The 22,276-nt window shown below is 60.8% G+C and carries 25 protein-coding genes; 12 read left to right on the top strand and 13 right to left on the bottom strand.

The window, feature by feature from the left end:
* Nucleotides 1–6 precede the first annotated feature (6 nt).
* Complete coding sequence (locus IB254_RS05680) at nucleotides 7–330, top strand: DUF3392 domain-containing protein (RefSeq protein ID WP_008026163.1); 324 nt, start codon at nucleotides 7–9, stop codon at nucleotides 328–330.
* Between the two features lie 134 nt (nucleotides 331–464).
* Here the strand turns inward: IB254_RS05680 and trmB are convergent, their stop codons facing one another.
* From trmB to IB254_RS05660, 4 genes are all read right to left on the bottom strand, one after another.
* Nucleotides 465–1,190: a tRNA (guanosine(46)-N7)-methyltransferase TrmB gene (gene trmB / locus IB254_RS05675; RefSeq protein WP_008026161.1), complete on the bottom strand. Its 726-nt coding sequence runs from the start codon at nucleotides 1,188–1,190 to the stop codon at nucleotides 465–467.
* Nucleotides 1,191–1,199: 9 nt separating this feature from the next.
* The gene (locus IB254_RS05670) at nucleotides 1,200–1,994 is read right to left on the bottom strand and encodes a thiazole synthase (protein ID WP_008036703.1); all 795 of its coding nucleotides are present in this window, start codon (nucleotides 1,992–1,994) and stop codon (nucleotides 1,200–1,202) included.
* 60 nt (nucleotides 1,995–2,054) lie between these two features.
* A complete protein-coding gene (thiS, locus tag IB254_RS05665; protein ID WP_008026157.1) occupies nucleotides 2,055–2,255 on the bottom strand; it encodes a sulfur carrier protein ThiS in 201 nt (66 codons plus the stop codon).
* Nucleotides 2,256–2,345: 90 nt separating this feature from the next.
* On the bottom strand, nucleotides 2,346–2,717 hold the full coding sequence (locus IB254_RS05660) for a DUF423 domain-containing protein (protein ID WP_192416712.1): 372 nt from the start codon (nucleotides 2,715–2,717) through the stop codon (nucleotides 2,346–2,348).
* A 74-nt stretch (nucleotides 2,718–2,791) separates the two neighbouring features.
* Between IB254_RS05660 and mtgA the strand changes: the two genes are divergently transcribed.
* Nucleotides 2,792–3,514 carry a monofunctional biosynthetic peptidoglycan transglycosylase gene (gene mtgA / locus IB254_RS05655; protein WP_192416711.1) on the top strand — a complete coding sequence of 241 codons (723 nt, stop codon included), beginning with the start codon at nucleotides 2,792–2,794 and terminating at the stop codon, nucleotides 3,512–3,514.
* Between the two features lie 205 nt (nucleotides 3,515–3,719).
* On the opposite strand, the gene rpoH is transcribed toward mtgA, so the two are convergent.
* From rpoH to ftsY, 4 genes are all read right to left on the bottom strand, one after another.
* Nucleotides 3,720–4,574, bottom strand: a complete 855-nt coding sequence (gene rpoH / locus IB254_RS05650) for an RNA polymerase sigma factor RpoH (protein WP_007897890.1) — start codon at nucleotides 4,572–4,574, stop codon at nucleotides 3,720–3,722.
* A 112-nt stretch (nucleotides 4,575–4,686) separates the two neighbouring features.
* The gene (gene ftsX, locus IB254_RS05645) at nucleotides 4,687–5,709 is read right to left on the bottom strand and encodes a permease-like cell division protein FtsX (protein ID WP_008026150.1); all 1,023 of its coding nucleotides are present in this window, start codon (nucleotides 5,707–5,709) and stop codon (nucleotides 4,687–4,689) included.
* The gene (ftsE, locus tag IB254_RS05640) at nucleotides 5,706–6,377 is read right to left on the bottom strand and encodes a cell division ATP-binding protein FtsE (protein WP_008026149.1); all 672 of its coding nucleotides are present in this window, start codon (nucleotides 6,375–6,377) and stop codon (nucleotides 5,706–5,708) included. The genes ftsX and ftsE overlap by 4 nt, the downstream gene beginning before the upstream one ends.
* The gene (ftsY, locus tag IB254_RS05635) at nucleotides 6,374–7,879 is read right to left on the bottom strand and encodes a signal recognition particle-docking protein FtsY (protein WP_192416710.1); all 1,506 of its coding nucleotides are present in this window, start codon (nucleotides 7,877–7,879) and stop codon (nucleotides 6,374–6,376) included. Before ftsY ends, ftsE begins: the two co-directional genes overlap by 4 nt.
* A gap of 343 nt (nucleotides 7,880–8,222) precedes the next feature.
* Here ftsY and IB254_RS05630 point away from each other — a divergent pair, with 343 nt between their 5' ends.
* The 5 genes from IB254_RS05630 to IB254_RS05610 are packed head-to-tail and all read left to right on the top strand — an operon-like array spanning nucleotide 8,223 to nucleotide 13,558.
* On the top strand, nucleotides 8,223–9,578 hold the full coding sequence (locus IB254_RS05630; protein ID WP_008040793.1) for a M16 family metallopeptidase: 1,356 nt from the start codon (nucleotides 8,223–8,225) through the stop codon (nucleotides 9,576–9,578).
* On the top strand, nucleotides 9,571–11,061 hold the full coding sequence (locus IB254_RS05625; protein ID WP_192416709.1) for a M16 family metallopeptidase: 1,491 nt from the start codon (nucleotides 9,571–9,573) through the stop codon (nucleotides 11,059–11,061). Before IB254_RS05630 ends, IB254_RS05625 begins: the two co-directional genes overlap by 8 nt.
* Entirely contained in the window at nucleotides 11,061–11,672 is a 612-nt protein-coding gene (rsmD, locus tag IB254_RS05620; RefSeq protein WP_192416708.1) for a 16S rRNA (guanine(966)-N(2))-methyltransferase RsmD, read from the top strand. The genes IB254_RS05625 and rsmD overlap by 1 nt, the downstream gene beginning before the upstream one ends.
* 55 nt (nucleotides 11,673–11,727) lie before the next feature.
* Nucleotides 11,728–12,726, top strand: a complete 999-nt coding sequence (locus tag IB254_RS05615) for a hydrolase (RefSeq protein ID WP_008026140.1) — start codon at nucleotides 11,728–11,730, stop codon at nucleotides 12,724–12,726.
* 4 nt (nucleotides 12,727–12,730) lie between these two features.
* A complete protein-coding gene (locus tag IB254_RS05610; RefSeq protein WP_192416707.1) occupies nucleotides 12,731–13,558 on the top strand; it encodes an AraC family transcriptional regulator in 828 nt (275 codons plus the stop codon).
* A 93-nt stretch (nucleotides 13,559–13,651) separates the two neighbouring features.
* Here the strand turns inward: IB254_RS05610 and IB254_RS05605 are convergent, their stop codons facing one another.
* Nucleotides 13,652–14,506, bottom strand: a complete 855-nt coding sequence (locus IB254_RS05605) for a sulfurtransferase (RefSeq protein ID WP_192416706.1) — start codon at nucleotides 14,504–14,506, stop codon at nucleotides 13,652–13,654.
* Nucleotides 14,507–14,539: 33 nt separating this feature from the next.
* The gene (locus IB254_RS05600; RefSeq protein ID WP_008026133.1) at nucleotides 14,540–15,211 is read right to left on the bottom strand and encodes a TetR/AcrR family transcriptional regulator; all 672 of its coding nucleotides are present in this window, start codon (nucleotides 15,209–15,211) and stop codon (nucleotides 14,540–14,542) included.
* 146 nt (nucleotides 15,212–15,357) lie between these two features.
* Between IB254_RS05600 and IB254_RS05595 the strand changes: the two genes are divergently transcribed.
* From IB254_RS05595 to IB254_RS05575, 5 genes are all read left to right on the top strand, one after another.
* The gene (locus IB254_RS05595) at nucleotides 15,358–16,788 is read left to right on the top strand and encodes a coniferyl aldehyde dehydrogenase (protein WP_192416705.1); all 1,431 of its coding nucleotides are present in this window, start codon (nucleotides 15,358–15,360) and stop codon (nucleotides 16,786–16,788) included.
* Between the two features lie 28 nt (nucleotides 16,789–16,816).
* Nucleotides 16,817–17,362 (top strand): twin-arginine translocation pathway signal protein, encoded by a 546-nt coding sequence (locus IB254_RS05590; RefSeq protein WP_192416704.1) that lies wholly within the window; start codon nucleotides 16,817–16,819, stop codon nucleotides 17,360–17,362.
* 133 nt (nucleotides 17,363–17,495) lie between these two features.
* Complete coding sequence (locus IB254_RS05585) at nucleotides 17,496–19,091, top strand: GMC family oxidoreductase (RefSeq protein ID WP_192416703.1); 1,596 nt, start codon at nucleotides 17,496–17,498, stop codon at nucleotides 19,089–19,091.
* 115 nt (nucleotides 19,092–19,206) lie between these two features.
* Nucleotides 19,207–19,686 (top strand): pantetheine-phosphate adenylyltransferase, encoded by a 480-nt coding sequence (gene coaD, locus IB254_RS05580; RefSeq protein WP_003177462.1) that lies wholly within the window; start codon nucleotides 19,207–19,209, stop codon nucleotides 19,684–19,686.
* Nucleotides 19,687–19,873: 187 nt separating this feature from the next.
* Entirely contained in the window at nucleotides 19,874–20,125 is a 252-nt protein-coding gene (locus tag IB254_RS05575) for a YfhL family 4Fe-4S dicluster ferredoxin (protein ID WP_003195146.1), read from the top strand.
* A gap of 102 nt (nucleotides 20,126–20,227) precedes the next feature.
* Here IB254_RS05575 and IB254_RS05570 read toward each other — a convergent pair whose 3' ends face one another.
* The 3 genes from IB254_RS05570 to IB254_RS05560 are packed head-to-tail and all read right to left on the bottom strand — an operon-like array spanning nucleotide 20,228 to nucleotide 22,262.
* A complete protein-coding gene (locus tag IB254_RS05570) occupies nucleotides 20,228–20,551 on the bottom strand; it encodes a multidrug transporter (RefSeq protein ID WP_192416702.1) in 324 nt (107 codons plus the stop codon).
* Between the two features lie 53 nt (nucleotides 20,552–20,604).
* Entirely contained in the window at nucleotides 20,605–21,417 is an 813-nt protein-coding gene (gene mutM / locus IB254_RS05565; protein WP_008026119.1) for a bifunctional DNA-formamidopyrimidine glycosylase/DNA-(apurinic or apyrimidinic site) lyase, read from the bottom strand.
* A gap of 29 nt (nucleotides 21,418–21,446) precedes the next feature.
* Nucleotides 21,447–22,262 carry an HDOD domain-containing protein gene (locus IB254_RS05560; protein ID WP_192227639.1) on the bottom strand — a complete coding sequence of 272 codons (816 nt, stop codon included), beginning with the start codon at nucleotides 22,260–22,262 and terminating at the stop codon, nucleotides 21,447–21,449.
* Nucleotides 22,263–22,276 lie beyond the last annotated feature (14 nt).

Genomic DNA, 22,276 nt, shown 5'->3' with positions numbered 1-22,276 from the left:
AAACGAATGGATTTGATACTCGACCTGCTCGCCACCGTCTCCCGCTGGAGCCGCAGTAACCTGTCGGAAATCTCTCTGGCGCTGGTGGGCTGTTTGCTGGTGCTGTTCGGCGCGGACATCAAAGCCTGGATCGATCAACGCCTGGGCAGCATCGCCGGCGCTTTGCGCGTCCCGTTGCTCGCGCTGGTGTGCATGATCGGCAGCGGTGCCGCGCTGATCTACGCCACACCGTGGATCGTTCGTGGTTTGAGCCAGTTCAACAACTACAGCCTGGCGCCGGTGTTGTTGGTGGTTCTGGTGCTCATCGGCGTAGTTGCCGACCGCCGCTGATTTCCGGACACAAAAAAACCTGTAGGAGCCGGCTTGCTGGCGATGGAGTGTCAGACACATTGATGTTGACTGACACTCCATCGTCGGAACGCCGCCCGCAGCAAGCCGGCTCCTACAGGTTTATTGCGTAGGGCTTAGGACTGCTTTTCGAACTTCAGGTCCCACACGCCATGCCCAAGACGTTCGCCACGGCGTTCGAACTTGGTGATCGGGCGCTCGGCCGGGCGCGGCACGCACTTGCCGTCTTCGGCCAGGTTGCGGTAACCCGGCGCGACATTCATCACTTCCAGCATGTACTCGGCGTACGGTTCCCAGTCGGTGGCCATGTGCAGAATACCGCCGACCTTCAACTTGCTGCGCACCAGTTCAGCGAACGACGCCTGAACGATACGACGCTTGTGGTGGCGGCTCTTGTGCCATGGGTCCGGGAAAAACAGCATCAGGCGATCGAGGCTGTTATCGGCCACGCAACGGTTGAGCACTTCGATCGCGTCGCAATCGTAGACCCGCAGGTTGGTCAGGCCCTGTGTCAGCACGCCATTGAGCAGCGCGCCCACACCCGGACGGTGCACTTCCACGCCAATGAAATCCTGTTCCGGCGAAGCGGCGGCCATTTCCAGCAGCGAATGGCCCATGCCGAAACCGATTTCCAGCGAACGCGGTGCCGAGCGACCGAACACCTGGTCGAAGTCCACCGGCGCGTCGGCCAATGGCAGCACGAACAGCGGCGTGCCCTGCTCCAGACCTTTTTGCTGGCCTTCGGTCATGCGCCCGGCGCGCATCACGAAACTCTTGATGCGGCGGTGTTGGCGCTCGTCGCCTTCTTCCGTCTGGATTGGCGTGTCGTTTGATTCAGTCATCAATGGCTCTTACTTGATCAGACCATCCAGCGGCGAAGAGGCGCTGGCATAGAGTTTTTTCGGCATGCGGCCGGCGAGGTAGGCCAGGCGGCCTGCAACGATGGCGTGTTTCATGGCTTCAGCCATCATGATCGGCTGCTGGGCATGGGCGATGGCCGAGTTCATCAGCACCGCCTCGCAACCCAGCTCCATGGCGATGGTGGCGTCGGAAGCGGTACCGACACCGGCATCCACCAGCACAGGAATCTTGGCCTCTTCGAGGATGATCTGCAGGTTGTACGGGTTGCAGATCCCCAGGCCCGTGCCGATCAGACCGGCCAGCGGCATGACCGCAATGCAGCCGATTTCCGCCAGTTGACGGGCGATGATCGGGTCATCGCTGGTGTAGACCATCACGTCGAAGCCTTCCTTGACCAGCACTTCGGCGGCCTTGAGGGTTTCGATCACGTTGGGGAACAGGGTTTTCTGGTCCGCCAGCACTTCCAGCTTCACCAGGTTGTGGCCACCGAGCAGCTCACGGGCCAGGCGGCAGGTGCGCACAGCCTCGGTAGCGTCGAAGCAACCGGCGGTGTTAGGCAGGAAGGTGTAGCGATCCGGCGACAGGACTTCGAGCAGGTTCGGTTCGCCCGGGGTCTGGCCGAGGTTGGTGCGGCGCACGGCGAAGGTGACGATCTCGGCACCCGAGGCCTCGATGGCCAGGCGGGTTTCTTCCATGTCGCGGTACTTGCCGGTGCCTACCAGCAAACGCGACTGGTAAGTACGACCGGCCAGGACGAAGGGCTTGTCGCTACGAACGATGCTCATGGGAAATCCTCTGTAGGGGTGAGGTTCTTGCAGAATTCTGTGCCCTTGCGGGCCGGGCGACTAGCCGCCGCCGATGGCGTGTACCACTTCGACGGAATCGCCATCGTTCAATGTGGTGTCCGCATGCTGGCTGCGCGGGACGATATCCAGATTGAGTTCGACCGCTACCCGGCGTCCGGTCAATTCCAGACGGGTCAGCAGGGCCGCAACGGTTTCACCGTCGGGCAGTTCAAGGGATTCGCCGTTCAACTGAATGCGCATGCCGGATGCCGCCATCATTTTTAGGGGCTGGCATTCTAGCCCGATCAGTCTTGGCGACCCAAGCCATTCGTCATGAAATGGACCACCCGGTCAGCTCAACCGCCAGGCGGCAAGGCCCAGGCAGAGCCAACCAATCAGGAATGCCAGGCCACCGAAGGGGGTAATGATTCCGAGCTTGCTGATACCGGTCAGGGTCAACAGGTACAAACTGCCGGAAAACAGCAGGATGCCAATGGCAAACGAGGCGCCGGCCCACGTGATCAAACGACCCGGAATCTGCGTGGCAAGCAGCGCCACACCCAGCAACGCCAAGGTGTGCACCAATTGGTAGGTGACGCCGGTGTGGAAAATCGCCAGGTATTCAGGCGTCAGGCGGCTTTTCAAGCCGTGGGCGGCGAATGCGCCAAGGGCAACGCCGGTGAAGCCGAAGAAAGCGGCCAGCATCAGAAAGCCACGCAGCATGAAGAACTCCAGTCAGACTCGATCAACAGGGTCTGTATAATGGCCCGCTCAATGGGTTCGGCCAAGCCATCTCTATGCTGCGTTTATTTTTACGACGATTTACAAAGGCCGTGCTCTGGTTCGCGGGCGGCAGCGTATTGCTGGTGCTGATTTTCCGCGTGGTACCGCCACCGGGCACGACGCTGATGGTCGAGCGCAAGATCGAATCCTGGTTCGACGGCGAGCCCATCGACCTGCAACGCACCTGGAAACCCTGGGATGAAATCTCCGACGACCTTAAAGTCGCGGTGATTGCCGGTGAAGATCAGAAATTCCCGGAGCACTGGGGTTTTGACCTCGGCGCGATCCGCGCAGCCCTGGCGCACAACGAGCTGGGGGGGTCGGTTCGCGGCGCCAGCACCTTGAGCCAGCAAGTGTCGAAAAACCTGTTTTTATGGTCCGGCCGTAGCTGGCTGCGCAAAGGTCTGGAAGCCTGGTTTACCGGGCTGATCGAAGTAATCTGGCCCAAGCAGCGGATTCTTGAGGTGTACCTGAACAGCGTCGAGTGGGATGACGGGGTGTTTGGCGCGGAAGCGGCGGCTCGGCATCACTTTGGCGTGAGCGCCAAGTCGCTGTCCCGGCAGCAGGCCAGTTATCTGGCGGCTGTATTGCCTAACCCACGGGTGTGGAGCGCGAGTCACCCGACGAATTACGTCGCACGTCGCGCCGGGTGGATTCGGCAGCAGATGAGCCAGTTGGGGGGCGACAGTTATCTGCTGGGGCTCAACGATTCACGCCGGGCGCCTTGGGCACAATAACCACGATCTTTCGCACACTGCTGAACCCTGTGGGAGCGAGCCTGCTCGCGATAGCGGTGTATCAGCCAACATCAATGTTGAATGACAAACCGCTATCGCGAGCAGGCTCGCTCCCACAGTGGTTTGGTGTGAGGAGGGGAATAGTGAGCACAAACAAAAACGCCCCGATCAATGATCGGGGCGTTTTTTATTGCCTTCACGCAGCTTAGGCGGCGATCGACAACTTGAGCTTGTTCATCGCGCTCTTCTCAAGCTGACGAATACGCTCGGCCGACACGTTGTACTTCTGCGCCAGGTCGTGCAGCGTGGCTTTCTCTTCAGCCAACCAGCGCTGATAAAGGATGTCACGGCTGCGGTCGTCCAGCACTTCCAGCGCTTCGTGCAGGTTGTGATTGGAGTTGTCGCTCCAGTCGGCATCTTCCAGTTGACGGGCCGGGTCGTACCGGTGGTCTTCCAGATAGTTGGCCGGCGACTGGAAAGCGCTGTCGTCGTCCGCTTCTGCGGCCGGGTCGAAGGCCATGTCATGGCCGGTCAGTCGACTTTCCATCTCGCGCACTTCCCGCGGCTCTACGCCGAGGCTTTCCGCCACACGATGGACTTCCTCGTTGTTCAGCCACGCCAGACGTTTCTTCTGGCTGCGCAGGTTGAAGAACAGCTTGCGCTGGGCCTTGGTGGTCGCGACTTTCACAATGCGCCAGTTGCGCAGGATGAACTCGTGAATTTCCGCCTTGATCCAGTGCACAGCGAACGACACCAGACGCACACCCATTTCCGGGTTGAAGCGCTTCACGGCCTTCATCAGGCCGACGTTACCTTCCTGGATCAGGTCAGCCTGGGCCAGACCGTAGCCGGAATAGCTACGGGCGATATGTACGACAAAACGCAGGTGGGCGAGCACCATCTGCCGAGCCGCCCCCAAATCCTGCTCATAGTAGAGACTCTCGGCCAGTTCACGCTCCTGCTCCGGCGTCAGCAATGGGATGCTGTTCACGGTGTGCACGTAGGCCTCCAGGTTCGCACCCGGGACCAGAGCATATGCAGGTTGCAAAGAATTGGTCATACGAAAAAACCTCCGTCTTACAAACTCGTGCAGTTCAGCACTGCGAAAATTGACCGGAAACCAAAAGACAAGTTCCCATAAACGCTGAAAGGTCAATACGAGCAAAATGATACTACTTAGGCGCAAGCTCCCTCAGGTGGCGTGCGACTGCAATCCATGCACCGATATACCCTAACAGCACCGCGCCAAGCAAGAGAGACAGACCGTCGGCAACTGGCACTCCGGCCAGCGCAAAATTACTGCCATACAAACCGGCCAGTCCAACCACAGCCTCGTTCAGCCAGTTCAGGCCAAACGCCAATACGCCCCAGGAAAGTATCCCCGCACCGAAGCCATACAACGCGCCCATATATAGAAAGGGCCTGCGCACATAGCTGTCAGTGCCGCCGACGAGTTTAATCACTTCTATCTCTGTGCGGCGGTTTTCAATATGAAGACGAATGGTATTGCCTATCACCAAAAGTAATGCAGAAATCAGAAGCACGGTCAGACCGAAGACAAAACGGTCACCCAGCTTGAGGATGGCTGCCAGACGCTCGACCCAGACTAGATCAAGTTGCGCCTGTTGTACCTTCGGCAGCTCGGAAAGTTTTTGTCGTAATGCTTCAAGCGCGGGCTTGTCGACTTCGTTCGGTGTCACCAGCACCACGCCTGGCAGCGGGTTTTCCGGCAGTTCCTTCAACGCTTCGCCCAGGCCGGACTGTTGCTGAAACTCTTCCAGCGCCTGATCACGACCGACATATTCGGCATCAGCTACGCCCCGAATGCCTTTGATCTGATCGCGCAACGATTCGCCTTCAGCCGGGCTGACCTCAAGTTGCAGGTACAGGGAAATCTGCGCCGCGCGCTGCCAGGAACCGCCGAGACGTTCGACGTTACTTAGCAGAAGTGACAGGCCCATCGGCAAACTCAGGGCCACCGCCATCACCATGCAGGTGAAGAAACTGCCGATGGGATGCTTGCCCAGGCGCCGCAGACTGTCCAGCAGACTGGCGCGATGGCTTTCTATCCAGGCGCGGAACAGCGTGGCGAAGTCCGGACCGTCGTCATCGTCGTGTTTTTTCTTCTGCGGTTGCGGATCGGCGGCTTTCGGCGCCACGCGTTCGGAAACTTTAGGGCTGCGTGTCGCACTCATTCCCCAGCCTCCCCGTCACCGATCAGTCGGCCGCGTTGCAGAGTCAGCATGCGGTGACGCATGCGCGCGATCAGGGCCAGGTCGTGACTGGCGATCAGCACGCTGGTGCCCAGACGGTTGATGTCTTCGAACACGCCCATGATCTCGGCCGCCAGGCGCGGGTCGAGGTTACCGGTCGGCTCATCCGCCAGCAGCAAGGCCGGGCGGTGAACGATGGCGCGGGCGATACCTACGCGCTGTTGCTGGCCGGTGGACAGATCGCCGGGGTACAGATCGGTTTTGTCCGACAGTGCCACGCGCTCCAGTGCCGAATCCACACGTTTGGCGATTTCGGCCTTGGACAAACCAAGAATCTGCAACGGCAGGGCCACGTTGTTGAACACCGTGCGATCGAACAGCAACTGGTGGTTCTGGAACACCACGCCGATCTGCCGACGCAGGTAAGGAATCTGCGCGTTGCTGATGGTGCCGAGGTCCTGACCGGCCAGCAGCAATTTGCCGGTGGTCGGACGCTCCATGGCCAGCAGCAGGCGCAACAAGGTGCTTTTACCGGCGCCGGAATGGCCGGTTACAAACAAGAATTCGCCCCGACGGACTCGAAAGCTCAGCTCATGCAAGCCGACGTGACCGTTCGGGTAGCGTTTACCGACCTGTTCGAAACGAATCATGAACGCTCCCGCTCGGCAAACAGTGCCTGGACAAAGGGTTCTGCTTCAAAGGTACGCAAGTCATCGATGCCTTCACCGACGCCGATGTAGCGAATCGGCAAGCCGAACTGCTTGGCCAGGGCGAAAATCACCCCACCCTTGGCGGTACCGTCGAGCTTGGTCAGCGCCAGGCCGGTCAGTTCGACGGTCTGGTTGAATTGCTTGGCCTGGTTGATCGCGTTCTGCCCGGTGCCGGCGTCGAGCACCAGCAGCACTTCGTGCGGCGCGTCGGCGTCGAGCTTGCCGATGACCCGGCGAACCTTCTTCAACTCTTCCATCAAATTGTCTTTGGTGTGCAGGCGACCGGCGGTGTCGGCGATCAACACGTCAATGCCGCGGGCCTTGGCGGCTTGCACAGCGTCGAAGATCACCGAAGCCGAGTCGGCGCCGGTGTGCTGGGCGATCACCGGAATCTTGTTGCGCTCGCCCCAGACCTGCAATTGCTCGACTGCGGCGGCGCGGAAGGTGTCGCCCGCCGCCAGCATGACTTTCTTGCCTTCGAGTTGCAGCTTCTTCGCCAGCTTGCCGATGGTGGTGGTCTTGCCGGCGCCGTTGACGCCCACGACCAGGATCACGAACGGCTTGTTCTGCGAGGTGATTTTCAGTGGTTGCTCGACCGGCTTGAGCATCGCCGCCAGTTCAGCCTGCAGGGACTTGTACAGCGCGTCGGCGTCGGCCAGCTCTTTGCGGGCAACCTTTTGGGTCAGGCGCTGGATGATCACCGAAGTCGCTTCAACGCCCACGTCGGCGGTCAGCAGACGGGTTTCGATGTCTTCGAGCAGCTCGTCATCGATGATCTTCTTGCCAAGGAACAGGCTCGCCATGCCTTCGCCAATGCTGGCGCTGGTCTTGGACAGGCCTTGCTTGAGGCGGGCGAAAAAACCGGCTTTGGTTTCTTCGGTACGCACAGGCTCGGCGGGTGTTTCGACCGGCACGACGGGCGCGGCGGCAATGGGGGCGACGGGTGCAACGACCGGCGCAGGCACTGGTGCTTGAACAACTGGAGCAGCCGGCGCAACAAAGGCTGGAATCACAGGCTCAGGAATAACCGGCGCAGGTTCGGCCACAACAACTGGCTCAATCACTGGCACCTGAACGGGCGCAGGAGAAAACGCACTCGGCGCTGGAATCGGCGGCGTAATGTGCGGCGCCAGTTCGTCTTCGACCAACGATACCGGCTCTTCCGCTACCGGCAAGGTCAGCCACGGCTCGGCGGCAGGCGTCGGCGGCTGTTCAGCCATGACGTCAGGTTGCGCCTCAACCACCGTTTGCAACACCGGCTCGGCGATCGGCAGGACAACCGGTGCCGGCGCTTCATCTATTACCGGTGCAGGTACCGGCTCAGGAATGGGCTGTGGCTGTTCGACGACGGTTTCCTGCGGCTTTTTGCGCAGCCATCCGAACAGGCTTTTCTTCTCGCCAGCCGCAGCTGGGGCTTTCTTGTCGTCGTTGGAACCAAACATGGAGGACGGCTATCTCACGGTAGCGACGCGCCAAAGGGCGCCTCGGCAAATAAATATTCGATGCAGAACAGACTGCGATTGACCCAGCTTGTTCACGCGCAACATTTTGTAGAGGTGCAAGTGGCACCTCACAGAAACGATTTCACGAAGGACTAACGCGGCAAAATCGGCGAAAAAGCAGAGTTTAGTTGATAAATTCCAACCTTCTGCCGCAAACCCATACAACCTGATCAAACGCAAAGGCCTGATAGGCGTGGCCGCCAGTAAAACGGATCAGTATCCTAGCACCCTCTCGCCCGCCGACGCTAAGACCAAGCGGGCAGCTCAACAGGTTTAAAAACGAATGAATGCTCTAGCCCGCCGCGCTGCAGGCCTGCTGCTCAGCACAGTTTGTCTGCCACTTTCAGTCTTTGCTGCCGATCCGCAACCCACCCACGAATTCACCCTCGACAATGGCCTGAAGGTCATCGTGCGCGAAGACCATCGCGCGCCGGTGGTGGTTTCCCAGGTCTGGTACAAGGTCGGCTCCAGCTACGAGACGCCGGGGCAGACCGGTTTGTCCCACGCCCTGGAACACATGATGTTCAAGGGCAGCGAGAAAGTCGGTCCCGGCGAAGCCTCGCTGATCCTGCGTGACCTTGGCGCCGAAGAGAATGCGTTCACCAGCGACGACTTCACCGCCTACTATCAGGTGCTGGCCCGCGACCGCCTGGGCGTGGCCTTCGAACTCGAAGCCGACCGCATGGCCAGCCTGCGCCTGCCGGCCGACGAGTTCGCCCGCGAGATCGAAGTCATTAAAGAAGAACGTCGCCTGCGCACTGACGACAAGCCGATGTCCAAGGCCTACGAACGCTTCAAGGCCATGGCCTACCCGGCCAGCGGTTACCACACGCCGACCATCGGCTGGATGGCTGACCTGGACCGCATGAAAGTCGAAGAGCTGCGCCACTGGTACCAATCCTGGTACGTGCCGAACAACGCCACGCTGGTGGTGGTCGGTGACGTTACCCCGGACGAAGTGAAAACCCTGGCCCAGCGCTACTTCGGCCCGATCGCCAAACGCGACGTGCCACCGGCGAAAAAACCGGTCGAACTGGCCGAGCCCGGCGAACGGCAGATTACGCTGCACGTGCAGACCCAACTGCCGAGCCTGATGCTGGGCTTCAACGTGCCGAGCATCGCCACTGCCGAAGACAAGCGTTCGGTCAACGCCTTGCGCCTGATCTCGGCCCTGCTCGACGGCGGCTACAGCGGACGCATCCCGACGCAACTGGAGCGCGGCGAAGAGCTGGTGTCCGGCGGTTCGTCGAGCTACGACGCCTACACTCGCGGCGACAGCCTGTTCACCCTGTCGGCATCGCCGAACACCCAGAAAAACAAAACCATGGCCCAGGCCGAAGCCGGTTTGTGGAAGCTGCTCGAACAGCTGAAAACCACCGCGCCGTCCGCCGAAGAGCTGGAGCGCGTGCGGGCTCAAGTAATCGCCGGCCTGGTTTACGAGCGCGACTCGATCACCAGCCAGGCCACCGCTATCGGCCAACTGGAAACCGTCGGCCTGTCCTGGAAGCTGATGGACACCGAACTGGCTGAACTGGAAAGCGTCACGCCAGAAGACATCCAGAAAGCCGCCAAGCTGTATTTCACCCGCGAACGTCTCAGCGTCGCCCATGTCCTGCCACTGGAGACGACTCATGAGTGAGCGTAAAAAACCACGTCTGGCCCTGATCGGCCTGGTCGCTGTCGCATTGATTGGCTCCGCTGCCTTCTATTTCCTGAAGACCGACCATTCCAGCGCCAGCGAAGCCCTCGACAAGGCCAAGTCCAGCCAGAAACTGCAATCGCTGGCCGAACTCGACGGCAAGGCACCGAGCCGCCGCTCGCTCAACGTGCAAACCTGGAACACCGCCGAAGGCGCCAAGGTGCTGTTCGTTGAAGCCCGCGAGCTGCCTATGTTCGACATGCGCCTGATCTTCGCCGCCGGCAGCAGCCAGGACGGCGATGCGCCGGGCTTGGCCGTGCTGACCAATGCGATGCTCAACGAAGGTGTGGCCGGCAAAGATGTCGGCGCTATCGCTCAAGGCTTCGAAGGCCTGGGCGCCGACTTTGGCAACGGTGCGTTCAAGGACATGGCGCTGGCGTCGCTGCGCAGCCTCAGTGCCGCCGACAAACGCGAGCCTGCGTTGAAGCTGTTCTCCGAAGTTGTCGGCAAACCGACCTTCCCCGCCGATTCGTTTGCGCGCATCAAGAACCAGATGCTCGCCGGCTTCGAATACCAGAAACAGAACCCCGGCAAACTGGCCAGTATCGAGCTGATGAACCGCTTGTACGGCGATCACCCGTACGCGCATTCCAGCGATGGCACGGCGAAAACCGTACCAGCCATCACCCTGGCTCAGTTGAAGACGTTCCATGAAAAAGCCTACGCCGCCGGCAACGTGGTGATAGCGCTGGTGGGGGACCTGTCCCGCGCCGAAGCCGAGGCGATTGCTGCGCAAGTCTCCAGTGCGCTGCCAAAAGGCCCGGCGCTGGCGAAACTGCCGCAACCTGAAGAACCGAAAGCCAGCATCGGCCACATCGAGTTTCCGTCCAAGCAGACCAACCTGATGCTTGCGCAACTGGGCATCGACCGTGACGATCCGGATTACGCAGCCCTGTCCATGGGCAACCAGATCCTCGGCGGCGGTGGCTTCGGCACCCGCTTGATGAGTGAAGTGCGCGAGAAGCGCGGCCTGACGTACGGCGTGTATTCGGGTTTCACCCCGATGCAGGCGCGTGGCCCGTTCATGATCAACCTGCAAACCCGCGCCGAGATGAGCGAAGGCACGCTGAAACTGGTGCAGGACGTGCTCGCCGACTACCTTAAAACCGGCCCGACCGAAAAAGAACTCGATGACGCCAAGCGTGAACTGGCCGGCAGCTTCCCGCTGTCCACCGCCAGCAACGCCGACATCGTCGGACAGCTCGGCGCGATGGGTTTCTACAATCTGCCGTTGAGCTATCTGGAGGACTTCATGCAGCAGTCCCAGAGCCTGACTGTGGAACAAGTCAAAACCGCACTGAACAAACACCTGAGCACGGATAAAATGGTCATCGTCAGCGCTGGCCCGACCGTGCCGCAAAAGCCGTTACCGGCCCCTACTGATAAACCTGCCGAGCAGCCGCTCGGGGTTCCGGAGCATTAATGGCCACTCGTCCTAAAAAACCTGTTCACAACGTGCACAACGGCGTGAACCAACTGCGCATCATCGGCGGTGAATGGGGCAGCCGAAAGCTGAGTTTCCCCGATGCTCCGGGCCTGCGCCCGACACCGGACCGGGTGCGTGAAACCCTGTTCAATTGGCTCGCGCCTTACATCGCCGGTGCCAAGGTACTTGATCCATTCGCCGGCAGCGGTGCGCTGTTCCTTGAGGCGCTGTCCCGTGGTGCGGCGATGGGCCAGGCGCTGGACGCCAGCAATATCGCGGTCTCAAGCATCAAGGAACATCTGGGCACCCTGCGCTGCACCACAGGCCAGATTCAGACGGCCGATGCTTTGCGCTATCTGGAGACCCAGACCGCGAGCGCTTACGACGTGGTTTTCCTCGACCCGCCGTTCAACCAAAACCTGCTGCCCGCCGTTTGCACGCTGCTCGAAGAGCGCCAATGGCTGGCGGACGATGCATGGGTGTACACCGAAAGCGAAACCGCCCCCTCGACGCTTGGCCTGCCGGCCAACTGGCGCCTGCACCGTGAGCAGAAATCCGGGCGCGTCTACTACTCGTTGTGGCAACGTATGGCAGAGATCGCCGGTTAACCGACCGGCCTGAAAAGGTGCGCACAGGTTGCGCACCGCTGCATCGAGAGCAATCGTGTCTTTTCCGTCAGAACGCTTCACCCCTGCCTTTGGCCTCGGCAACCCGCACTTGCAGACCTTGTGGGGACCGCTTTGGCGCAAAACCACGCACATCGAGCGCGAACGCGAACGCTTGTGGCTCGAAGATGGCGACTTTCTTGACCTGGACTGGCACGGCCCACACAGCGCCGATGCACCGCTGGTGCTGGTGTTGCATGGCCTGACCGGGTCTTCCAATTCGCCGTACGTGGCCGGCGTGCAAAAAGCCTTGGGCGACCAAGGCTGGGCCAGCGTCGCGCTGAACTGGCGCGGTTGCTCCGGCGAACCGAATCTGTTGCCGCGCAGCTACCATTCCGGCGCCAGCGAAGATTTGGCCGAAACCATCAAGCACCTGCGGGCCAAGCGACCACTCGCACCGCTGTATGCGGTCGGTTATTCCCTCGGCGGCAACGTTTTGCTCAAACACTTGGGCGAGACCGGCAGCGACAGTGGCGTGCTGGGCGCCGTGGCGGTGTCGGTGCCGTTCCGGCTCGATCAGTGCGCCGACCGCATCGGCCAGGGTTTCTCGAAGGTGTATCAGGCGCACTTCATGCGCGAAATGGTCGCCTACATCAAGAACAAGCAGCGGCAGTTTCAGCATGACGGGCGCGAGGATGGCCTGGCGGAATTGGCCGCGCTGGGTTCGCTGGAAAACATGCGCACGTTCTGGGACTTCGATGGCCGGGTGACCGCGCCGTTGCACGGCTTCACCGATGCGCAGGATTACTATCGCCGCGCCTCTAGCCGCTACTTTCTGGGCGAAATCCGCACGCCGACGCTGATCATTCAGGCCGCCGACGACCCGTTCGTATTTCCTCACAGCCTGCCGCAAGCCGAGGAACTGTCCGCCAGCACTCAATTCGAACTGCAAGCCAAGGGTGGGCATGTCGGCTTCGTCGATGGCTCGTTCCGGCAGCCGGGTTACTACCTGGAACGGCGCATCCCGCAATGGCTGGCCGCTGCAGGTCGCGGGTAAACCGATGGACATCGATCAGGGCGAGTCGATCCGTTTCTGGCAAACGGCGCCTTTGGCCGGGGTCGAGTTGTTGTCCGCACGCTACATCGAACACCGTTTCGCCCCGCATGTGCATGACGGTTACGTGATCGGCATGATCATGGCCGGCGCCCAGCGTTACCGCTATCGCGGCGCCGAACACTTGGCGGGCAGCGGCACGCTCGTTTTGATCAACCCCGACGAGTTGCACACCGGCCACAAAGGCACGGAAGACGGTTGGTTGTACCGGGCGTTTTATCCCGACAGCGGGCAGATTCTGTCACTGCTCGATGAGCTGGAACTGCCGACCCACAACTTGCCAGCATTTGGCGCCACGCTGTATCGCGATCCGGACCTGGTGAAGGGCTTCTGCCAACTGCATCGCCTGCTCGAAACGCCCTCCACCGCCCTGCAACAGCAGACCGCCTGGCGAGAGATGATGTTGTCGCTGCTGCAACGTCACGCCGCCGTTCCGGATGCCGGCAAACCCGGCAAGGAACACCGGGCGGTGACGCAGGCCAAGGAACTGCTGCAAGCGCAATTGGCGGCGCCGCCGTCACTGGAAGAACTCGCGGCAGCGGTCAATCTGTCGCCCTTTCATTTCGCCCGGGTGTTCCGCAGCGCCACCGGCATGCCACCGCACACCTGGTTGATGCAGCAGCGCATCGCTCGGGCGCGGGCGTTGTTGCAGGGCGGCTGTTTGCCGTTGGAAGTGGCGACGCAACTGGGGTTTGCCGACCAGAGTCATCTGAGTCGACAGTTCAAGCAGGTTTACGGGGTGGGGCCGGGGGCGTATCGCAGAGCACTTCTGTAGGAGCCGGCTTGCTGGCGATTGGGGCAACGCGGTCTGTCTGAAACACCGTGGCGTCCTTATCGCCGGCAAGCCGGCTCCTACAGGGATTTGTGTTTATTCGCCGGTGGCGATGCCACGCGCGGGGTCGTTGATCCATTCGCTCCACGAGCCGGCATACAACGAACCCAACGGATATCCCGCGAGGCACAAGGCGAACAGGTTATGGCACGCCGTCACGCCGGAACCGCAATACGCCACCAGATCGGTCGGCGAACGTTGACCGAGTTTCGCGGCAAAGCGCTGCTTGAGCTGATCGGCCGGCAGAAAACGCGCGTCGCTGCCCAGGTTGTCGGTGAACGCCGCACATTGCGCGCCGGGAATGTGCCCGGCAACCGGGTCGATCGGCTCCACTTCACCCTTGAAGCGCGGCAAGGCGCGGGCATCGAGCAAGGTCAAATCGGGCTGGCCGAGACGGTGCTGAAGCTGTTCGGCGCTCAACAGCAGCGTATTGTCCGGCGTTCCCGCGAAGGTGCCACGTTCAATACCGGGCGCATCAAGGCTCAAGGGCAAACCCGCCGCGTGCCAGGCCTTGAGCCCGCCATCGAGGATAAACACGCCGTCACGCTTGCCCAGCCAGGCCAGCAACCACCACGCCCGCGCCGCGTAGGCACCGGGGCCGTCGTCGTACAAAACTACATCGCTGTCGGCATTGATGCCCCAGGCTTGCAGGCGTTCGATCAAGTCCACAGGTTGCGGCAACGGATGACGCCCGGTCAGGCCCTTGACCACCGCCCCGCTCAAATCACGCTCAAGATCGGCGAAGCTCGACCCGGCAATGTGCCCTTCGGCATAGCTGCGCTGGCCGTAGTCCGGGTCTTCGAGGGCAAAACGACAATCAAGAATCACCAACCCCGGCTGGTCCTTTTTCAGGTCCAGTGCTTGCGGGCTGATCAGTTGCGCAATGGGCATAACGGGCTCCTGTGAGATGGTCGATTTTGAATCCTACTGCACTTCTTCCAGCGCCTGGGCCAGCGGCACGTAAAACTCCTCGTACAGCGCGTTCACCGCATCGCGAGACTGATCAGTGACGAAACCGGCCTCCAGCACCAGCACCTGATACACGCCGCGCTTGATCGCCTGCTCGCTCAGGTGATTGGAATTTTCCCGCGTGGTGCACAGGAAACGCACCCAGGATGTGAGGATGATCCACGCATTGAGCGTCAGGGATTCAATCTGCACCTTATCCATGGACAGGATGCCGGCCTCGACGAATCCCGCGTAGATGTGCGTGCCATAGATCAGGCAGCGCTGGGAAAAGCGCCGATAACGGGCGGCGAGTTCCGGATCGCTGTCGAGCAAGTGCTCGAGATCACGATGCAAAAACCGGTAGCGCCACATCGCCGCCAGCAACTCCTGAAGGTAGAAGCGCTTGTCTTCAACCGTCGCGGCGCGCCCCTGGGGCGGGCGCAAAAAGCTGTCCACCAGGCTTTCGTACTCACTGAACAACACGGCGATGATCGCCTGCTTGTTGGGGAAGTGGTAGTAGAGGTTGCCCGGAGAAATGTCCATGTGGGCCGCAATGTGGTTGGTGCTGATGCTGCGCTCACCCTGCTGGTTGAACAGCTCCAGGCTGTTCTGCACGATGCGCTCGCTGGTTTTGATCCGAGGGGCCATGGCTTGAGCTTTAATTCAGAGTGCGTTGAGGGGCATCTTACGACCTAACCGCGAGCGGATAAAACAACGCGATGTCAGGATCTCATTTGACTTTCTAGAGCATAGACTCTAAAAAGTTCCTCACTACAATAAATCCGGAGCCGACCATGACTGCTGACATCGCCTACCTGCAGAACCTGCAGCAGCCCCTGGAGGAACTTCAAAACCGCTTCGACGACCAGCGCGCAGCCTATGCCGCCAACCCGATGCCGCCCGCCGCCCAGCGACTTCAATGGCTCAAAGCCCTGCGCGATTTGTTGAGCAATGAACGTCAGGCCCTGATCGATGCGATCAACCAGGACTTCAGCCACCGCAGCGCCGATGAAACCCTGCTCGCCGAACTGATGCCCAGCCTGCACGGCATTCACTATGCCAGTCAGCACCTCAAAGGCTGGATGAAACCTTCACGACGCAAGGTCGGCGTGGCCTTTCAGCCGGCCTCGGCGAAAGTCGTTTATCAGCCGCTGGGCGTGGTCGGGGTGATCGTGCCGTGGAATTACCCGCTGTTTCTGGCCATCGGCCCTTTGGTTGGCGCGTTGTCGGCGGGCAATCGGGTGATGCTCAAACTCAGCGAATCGACCCCCGCCACCGGTCTGTTGCTCAAGGAATTGCTGGGCCGGATCTTCCCCGAAGACCTGGTTTGCGTGGTGCTCGGCGAGGCCGATATCGGCGTGGCGTTCTCCCGCCTGCGTTTTGATCACCTGCTGTTCACCGGCGCCACCAGCATCGGCAAACACGTGATGCGCGCGGCAGCCGAGAACCTGACGCCGGTAACGCTGGAACTGGGCGGCAAGTCCCCGGCCATCGTCTCTCGTGATGTGCCGTTGAAGGACGCCGCCGAACGTATTGCGTTCGGCAAGACGCTCAACGCCGGGCAAACCTGCGTCGCCCCGGACTACGTAATGGTGCCGGAAGACCGCGTGGGTTCTTTCATCGAAGCCTACCGTCAGGCGGTTCGCGGATTTTATCCGACATTGGCTGACAACCCGGACTACACCGCGATCATCAATGACCGACAACTGTCCCGGCTCAACGGCTACATCAGCGACGCCACCAGCAAGGGCGCGCTGCTGATTCCGCTGTTCGACCAGGGCCAGGGCCGACGCATGAGCCACAGCCTGCTGCTGAACGTCACCGACGAGATGATGGTGATGCAGGACGAAATCTTCGGTCCGCTGCTGCCGATCGTTCCCTACAAGGATCTGGATGAAGCGTTTGCCTACATCAATAGTCGCCCTCGCCCACTTGCCCTGTATTACTTCGGCTACGACAAGCGCGAACAAAACCGCGTCTTGCATGAAACCCATTCCGGAGGCGTGTGCCTGAACGACACGTTGCTGCACGTCGCGCAGGACGACATGCCCTTCGGCGGCATCGGCCCCTCGGGCATGGGCCATTATCACGGTCACGAAGGCTTCCTGACGTTCAGCAAGGCCAAAGGTGTGCTGATCAAACAGCGTTTCAACGCGGCGAAACTGATCTACCCGCCGTACGGAAAAACCATTCAGAAACTGATCCAGAAGCTGTTTATCCGCTAACGACCTTCACCGCCGGGTAATAACAATAATGAGCCCAAGCCTGTCCGATACACCCGCGCTGTCACGGCGCGGCCTGCTTAAATTCAGCCTTGGCGCGAGCGCGTTCCTGGCCACGGCCGGACTCGGCGCGAGCCTCAGCGGGTGTTCGTCGAGCATCCCGGCCAGCGGTTTCGCGATCCTGCGCAGCGGCGATCTGTTGTTTTTGCGGGCGCTGATTCCGGTGATGCTCGATGGCGCAGTGGTCGCCGGGAAAATGCCGATGGCGCTCGACCAGACCCTGCACTGCCTGGATAACGGCCTCAATCACCTGTCGCCGGAAATGCTCAAGCTCACTCGGCAATTGTTCGATGTGCTGGGGATGGCCGTGACGCGTGGGCCGTTGACCGGGATCTGGGGCAGCTGGGAAAACGCCAGTGCCGATGAGATCCGGCACTTTCTTGATCGCTGGGAAAACAGCTCGTTGAGTCTGTTGCGCATGGGGCATAGCTCGTTGCTGCAACTGGTGATGATGGCGTGGTACAGCCGGGCTGAGTCGTGGGCGCATTGTGGGTATCCCGGGCCGCCGACGGTTTAAGACCGAGTTGACCCCTTCGCGGGCAAGCCTCGCTCCTACAGGGATCGCGCTCCCCGTGTAGGAGCGAGGCTTGCCCGCGAAGGCGATCTGATGAACGACACATTTCTCAATATAAAAACAAGAGAACCCGAATATGCCCGTACCCGATCCGTTCCGCGAAGGCATGGCCCGTGGCTGGAAAACCCACAACGGCTCGCAACTGACCCAGGACCTGACCCTCGAAGCGGACGTGGCGATCATCGGCAGCGGCGCGGGCGGCGGCACCACCGCTGAAATCCTCAGCGCCGCCGGCTACAAGGTCTTGCTGATCGAAGAAGGCCCGCTCAAGACCAGCAGCGACTTCAAGATGCTTGAAGACCAGGCCTACACCAGCCTCTATCAGGAAGGCATCGGCCGCATGAGCAAGGACGGCGCGATCACCATCCTTCAGGGCCGCGCAGTGGGCGGCACCACGTTGATCAACTGGACCTCAAGTTTCCGCACGCCGGAGCCGACGCTCGAACACTGGGCCAGGGAGCACAACGTCAAAGGCCACAGCCCGGCCGAGATGGCGCCATGGTTCGAGAAAATGGAGAAACGTCTGGGCGTCGCACCCTGGATGGTCCCGCCGAACGCCAACAACGACGTGATTCGCAAAGGCTGCGAGCAGCTCGGCTACAGCTGGCACGTAATCCCGCGCAACGTGCGCGGCTGCTGGAACCTTGGCTACTGCGGCATGGGCTGCCCGACCAACGCCAAGCAATCGATGATGGTCACGACGATCCCGGCAACCCTGGAAAAGGGTGGCGAACTGCTTTACCTGGCCCGCGCCGAGAAACTGATGATCAAGGACGGCAAGGTCACCGGCCTGCAATGCGTGGCGATGGATGATCGTTGCGTTGCGCCCACGGGCAAGACGATTACGGTCAAGGCGCGGCATTACGTGCTGGCCGGCGGCGGTATCAACAGCCCCGCGTTGCTGTTGCGCTCCGACGCGCCCGATCCGCACAAACGTCTGGGCAAGCGCACCTTCTTGCATTTGGTGAACATGTCCGCCGGGCTGTTCGACGAGGTGATCAACCCATTCTACGGGGCGCCGCAGTCGATCTATTCCGACCATTTCCAATGGAAGGACGGCACCACCGGTCCGATGGCCTACAAACTCGAAGTGCCCCCCCTGCACCCGGCGCTGGCGGCCACATTGCTCGGCGGTTTTGGCCAGGAAAGCGCCCGACACATGGAAAACCTGCCGCATACCCACGCCATGCTGGCATTGCTGCGCGATGGCTTTCACCCGGACAGCCCCGGTGGCAGCGTCGAATTGCGCGGCGACAACACGCCAGTGCTCGATTATCAGGTTTCACCCTACGCCTGGGACGGTTTGCGCCGCGCCTTCCACAGCATGGCCGAGATCCAGTTCGCCGGTGGCGCCAACGCCGTGATGCCGATGCACGCCGATGCGCGCTATGTGAAAACCCTGGCCGAGGCGCGCACGCTGATCGACGGCCTGAGCCTTGAGTTGTATCGCACACGCTTGGGCAGTGCCCATGTGATGGGCGGTTGCGCCATGGGCGAAGACCCGAAAAACGCCGTGACCGACAGCCTCGGCCGGCATCATCAGCTCAGCAACCTGTCGATCCACGACGGCTCGCTGTTCCCCACCAGCATTGGCGCAAACCCGCAATTGTCGGTCTACGGACTGACGGCGCAACTGGCGACTTCGTTGACCGAACGTTTGAAAAACCCATGAAAAGAGCGAATATTCCTATCGTCTATAGTGCTTTCTTACCCAACAGGCGACTTGGCCGACCGGGAAGGCTGCGATACCATCCGACTCCCCAACGGACTCCCGCCAGGACGACGCGATGAACCGAGTGTTGTACCCAGGTACCTTCGACCCTATTACCAAGGGCCATGGCGATCTGGTCGAACGCGCCGCGCGCCTGTTCGATCATGTGATCATCGCCGTCGCCGCCAGCCCGAAGAAAAACCCGTTGTTTCCCCTGGAACAGCGTGTGGAGCTGGCCCGCGAGGTCACTAAACATCTGCCGAACGTTGAAGTCGTCGGCTTTTCGACGCTGTTGGCGCACTTCGCCAAAGAGAAGAATGCCAACGTGTTCCTGCGTGGTTTGCGCGCGGTCTCGGACTTCGAATACGAATTTCAGCTGGCCAACATGAACCGTCAGTTGGCACCGGATGTGGAAAGTCTGTTTCTTACACCGTCCGAGCGTTATTCGTTCATTTCCTCGACGCTGGTCCGTGAAATCGCGGCGTTGGGCGGCGATATCACCAAATTCGTCCACCCTGCGGTGGCGGACGCCCTGACACTTCGATTTAAAAAATAATACCGACTGTAGGAGCCGGCTTGCTGGCGATAGGACCGCTGCGGTGTCTCAGACTGACCGCGGTGTTGCTATCGCCAGCAAGCCGGCTCCTACAGAACGTCGCGCCCGCGTGCACTGCGCTCTCCAATGCGGCACAATTGCGCATTGGTTTTTAGCGCCCGGGCCTGCCGCCCCGGCTGGAGTTAGCATGTCCCTGATCATCACCGACGATTGCATCAACTGCGACGTCTGCGAACCCGAGTGCCCGAACGCCGCCATTTCCCAAGGCGAAGAGATCTACGTGATCGACCCGAACCTGTGCACCCAGTGTGTCGGCCACTACGACGAACCTCAGTGCCAGCAGGTGTGCCCGGTGGATTGCATTCCACTGGACGAAGCGCATCCGGAGACTGAAGAGCAGTTGATGGAGAAGTACCGGAAGATTACCGGTAAGGCGTGAGCCATGAGGCGTCTGTGAGGACGCCTTCGCGGGCAAGCCTCGCTCCTACAACGTTAGCGCTGCTTCTGTAGGAGCGAGGCTTGCCCGCGAAGCTTTCAGGCTTCACTCCCGCTGCTCAAACCCTTCCCCGATACACCCCAGACACCTTACGAACGCCGCTTTCGCCGGGTCGATCACCAACGCCTGTCCCGCGTCGCCGACATTGCCGCCCAGCGCGGTAAACGGCAACGACACCACAAATGCCCCCGCGCCAATCACCGTTGCCACGACCAGCAAGGGTCGGGCAATCAGCAAGTCGCCGAGCATGGCGTACGCCGGGGGATTCTGGATGGTGTAGCGCGGGTCACCGCTGCCGGTACTTGCTGCCAGCGCTGGCGCACCGGCACTCAGCAGCAAAACCACGGCAAGGGTTCGGAACAGGTTCATGGCACGGTCCTTCGAATAGGCAGTGAGAACACTGACTATAGACCGCAGGAATATCAGCTCTGACAGCGCGGGCAAAAGACGCTGGCGCGCTGCCCAAGTTTGACTTCCCGCAGCTCTGTTCCGCAGACCTTGCACGGCTGACTGCCACGGCCGTACACGAACAACTCCTGCTGGAAATAACCGGGCTGACCGTCGCCGCCGATAAAGTCGCGCAACGTCGTACCGCCGCGCTCGATGGCAGCGGCCAGAATGCGTTTGATCTCGATCGCCAATTTCAAATAGCGCGCCCGGGAAATGCTCTTGGCCTCACGGCGCGGGTCGATACCGGCCGCAAACAGCGCTTCGGTCGCGTAGATATTGCCCACACCGACCACCACGGCGTTGTCCATGATGAACGGTTTGACCGCCATCGAACGCCCGCGAGACTGCTGGAACAAGCGCTCGCCGTCGAACAGGTCGGTCAACGGTTCCGGCCCCAGGCGAATCAGCAACTCATGGTTGAGCGGATCGAGGCTCCAGAGCATCGCGCCGAACCGTCGCGGGTCCGTGTAACGCAGGGCCAGGCCCGATTCCAGCTCGATATCCACATGCTCATGCTTGGCGGCCGGCAGGCCGACTTCCACAAGGCGCAGATTGCCCGACATGCCCAAGTGGCTGATCAGCGTGCCGACTTCGGCGTTGATCAGCAGGTACTTGGCGCGCCGCTCCACCAGCACGATACGCTGGCCGGAGAGCCGCACATCCAGGTCTTCAGGGATCGGCCAGCGCAGGCGACGGTCACGCACGATCACCCGGCTGACGCGTTGGCCTTCCAGGTACGGCGCAATACCGCGGCGGGTGGTTTCGACTTCCGGCAGTTCAGGCATGGTGCTCTCGAATCAGGCGCTGACGGCACTCAGCGGTGAGTGCCGAGGTCGCGAATCGTTTGTTTTAGGGTTTCGAAGTCGTAGTCCGAGAGGCCTACGTAATCGAGTACCAGCGGCGCGATGGTGTTCCATTCATGGTCCTCGTTCTGGTTTCCCAGTACCCGGTAGGACGCACAAATATGCTCGGCCATTTTCAGGATCGCCAACAGGTTTTTCAGCTGGCTGTTGCGCGAGGACTCATCGCTGAAAATCGCCAGCGCATTGTGGTGATTGGCGATCGCCGTGCTCACATGCTCCGGCAGGCGCCAGGATTTGGCCGTGTAATAACCGACCACCGCATGGTTGGTATTGAACACCCGATTTTCCGTGTCCACCACGCGGCATTCGGCACTGGCGCTGGCGTAGGCTTCTTCCAGCGTGGTCATGTAGTCCGGGAAGCGTTGCAGCATCAGCGGCACGCCGCAGTCGTGGAACAGGCCCAGGGCATACGCTTCATCGCCGGCCTGGACGCCAATGCGCTTGGCCAGGGTCAGGCAGGTCATCGCCACGTCTTGAGCGGTGTCCCAGAAACGATTCAGGGTAACGATGGTGTCATCGTTCATTTCACCCTTGATCGACTGCGCGTTGATCAGGTTGATGATCGAACGGCTGCCCAGCAGATTCACCGCACGCTGGATCGAGGCGATCTTGTTGCTCAAGCCGTAATACGGCGAGTTGACGATTTTCAGCAGGGCGCCAGAGAGGCCCGGGTCCTGGGAGATCAGCTTGGCGATCACTTCCAGATCCGGGTCGGGCATGTACTGCTCCATCTGCAGATCCACCATGATCTGCGGCTGGGCCGGCACGCTGATGCCTTGCA

Source organism: Pseudomonas sp. PDM03 (genome assembly GCF_014852385.1).
GTDB lineage: Bacteria > Pseudomonadota > Gammaproteobacteria > Pseudomonadales > Pseudomonadaceae > Aquipseudomonas > Aquipseudomonas migulae.
Note: the sequence above shows the minus strand (reverse complement) of the source record. Positions and strands in the feature narration are given on the sequence as shown.

Excerpts from the sequence above, each read along its gene's own strand:
- IB254_RS05570 (WP_192416702.1), bottom strand. The coding sequence starts at position 20,551 with ATGAACCTGTTCCGAACCCTTGCCGTGGTTTTGCTGCTGAGTGCCGGT.
- ftsE (WP_008026149.1), bottom strand. The coding sequence starts at position 6,377 with ATGATTCGTTTCGAACAGGTCGGTAAACGCTACCCGAACGGTCACGTC.
- IB254_RS05590 (WP_192416704.1), top strand. The coding sequence starts at position 16,817 with ATGAGCCCAAGCCTGTCCGATACACCCGCGCTGTCACGGCGCGGCCTG.
- ftsX (WP_008026150.1), bottom strand. The coding sequence starts at position 5,709 with ATGAGTGCGACACGCAGCCCTAAAGTTTCCGAACGCGTGGCGCCGAAA.
- IB254_RS05605 (WP_192416706.1), bottom strand. The coding sequence starts at position 14,506 with ATGCCCATTGCGCAACTGATCAGCCCGCAAGCACTGGACCTGAAAAAG.
- thiS (WP_008026157.1), bottom strand. The coding sequence starts at position 2,255 with ATGCGCATTCAGTTGAACGGCGAATCCCTTGAACTGCCCGACGGTGAA.
- IB254_RS05600 (WP_008026133.1), bottom strand. The coding sequence starts at position 15,211 with ATGGCCCCTCGGATCAAAACCAGCGAGCGCATCGTGCAGAACAGCCTG.
- trmB (WP_008026161.1), bottom strand. The coding sequence starts at position 1,190 with ATGACTGAATCAAACGACACGCCAATCCAGACGGAAGAAGGCGACGAG.
- IB254_RS05585 (WP_192416703.1), top strand. The coding sequence starts at position 17,496 with ATGCCCGTACCCGATCCGTTCCGCGAAGGCATGGCCCGTGGCTGGAAA.
- IB254_RS05630 (WP_008040793.1), top strand. The coding sequence starts at position 8,223 with ATGAATGCTCTAGCCCGCCGCGCTGCAGGCCTGCTGCTCAGCACAGTT.
- IB254_RS05660 (WP_192416712.1), bottom strand. The coding sequence starts at position 2,717 with ATGCTGCGTGGCTTTCTGATGCTGGCCGCTTTCTTCGGCTTCACCGGC.
- rsmD (WP_192416708.1), top strand. The coding sequence starts at position 11,061 with ATGGCCACTCGTCCTAAAAAACCTGTTCACAACGTGCACAACGGCGTG.
- mutM (WP_008026119.1), bottom strand. The coding sequence starts at position 21,417 with ATGCCTGAACTGCCGGAAGTCGAAACCACCCGCCGCGGTATTGCGCCG.
- IB254_RS05610 (WP_192416707.1), top strand. The coding sequence starts at position 12,731 with ATGGACATCGATCAGGGCGAGTCGATCCGTTTCTGGCAAACGGCGCCT.
- coaD (WP_003177462.1), top strand. The coding sequence starts at position 19,207 with ATGAACCGAGTGTTGTACCCAGGTACCTTCGACCCTATTACCAAGGGC.
- IB254_RS05680 (WP_008026163.1), top strand. The coding sequence starts at position 7 with ATGGATTTGATACTCGACCTGCTCGCCACCGTCTCCCGCTGGAGCCGC.
- IB254_RS05575 (WP_003195146.1), top strand. The coding sequence starts at position 19,874 with ATGTCCCTGATCATCACCGACGATTGCATCAACTGCGACGTCTGCGAA.
- IB254_RS05595 (WP_192416705.1), top strand. The coding sequence starts at position 15,358 with ATGACTGCTGACATCGCCTACCTGCAGAACCTGCAGCAGCCCCTGGAG.
- rpoH (WP_007897890.1), bottom strand. The coding sequence starts at position 4,574 with ATGACCAATTCTTTGCAACCTGCATATGCTCTGGTCCCGGGTGCGAAC.
- IB254_RS05625 (WP_192416709.1), top strand. The coding sequence starts at position 9,571 with ATGAGTGAGCGTAAAAAACCACGTCTGGCCCTGATCGGCCTGGTCGCT.
- ftsY (WP_192416710.1), bottom strand. The coding sequence starts at position 7,879 with ATGTTTGGTTCCAACGACGACAAGAAAGCCCCAGCTGCGGCTGGCGAG.
- IB254_RS05670 (WP_008036703.1), bottom strand. The coding sequence starts at position 1,994 with ATGAGCATCGTTCGTAGCGACAAGCCCTTCGTCCTGGCCGGTCGTACT.
- mtgA (WP_192416711.1), top strand. The coding sequence starts at position 2,792 with ATGCTGCGTTTATTTTTACGACGATTTACAAAGGCCGTGCTCTGGTTC.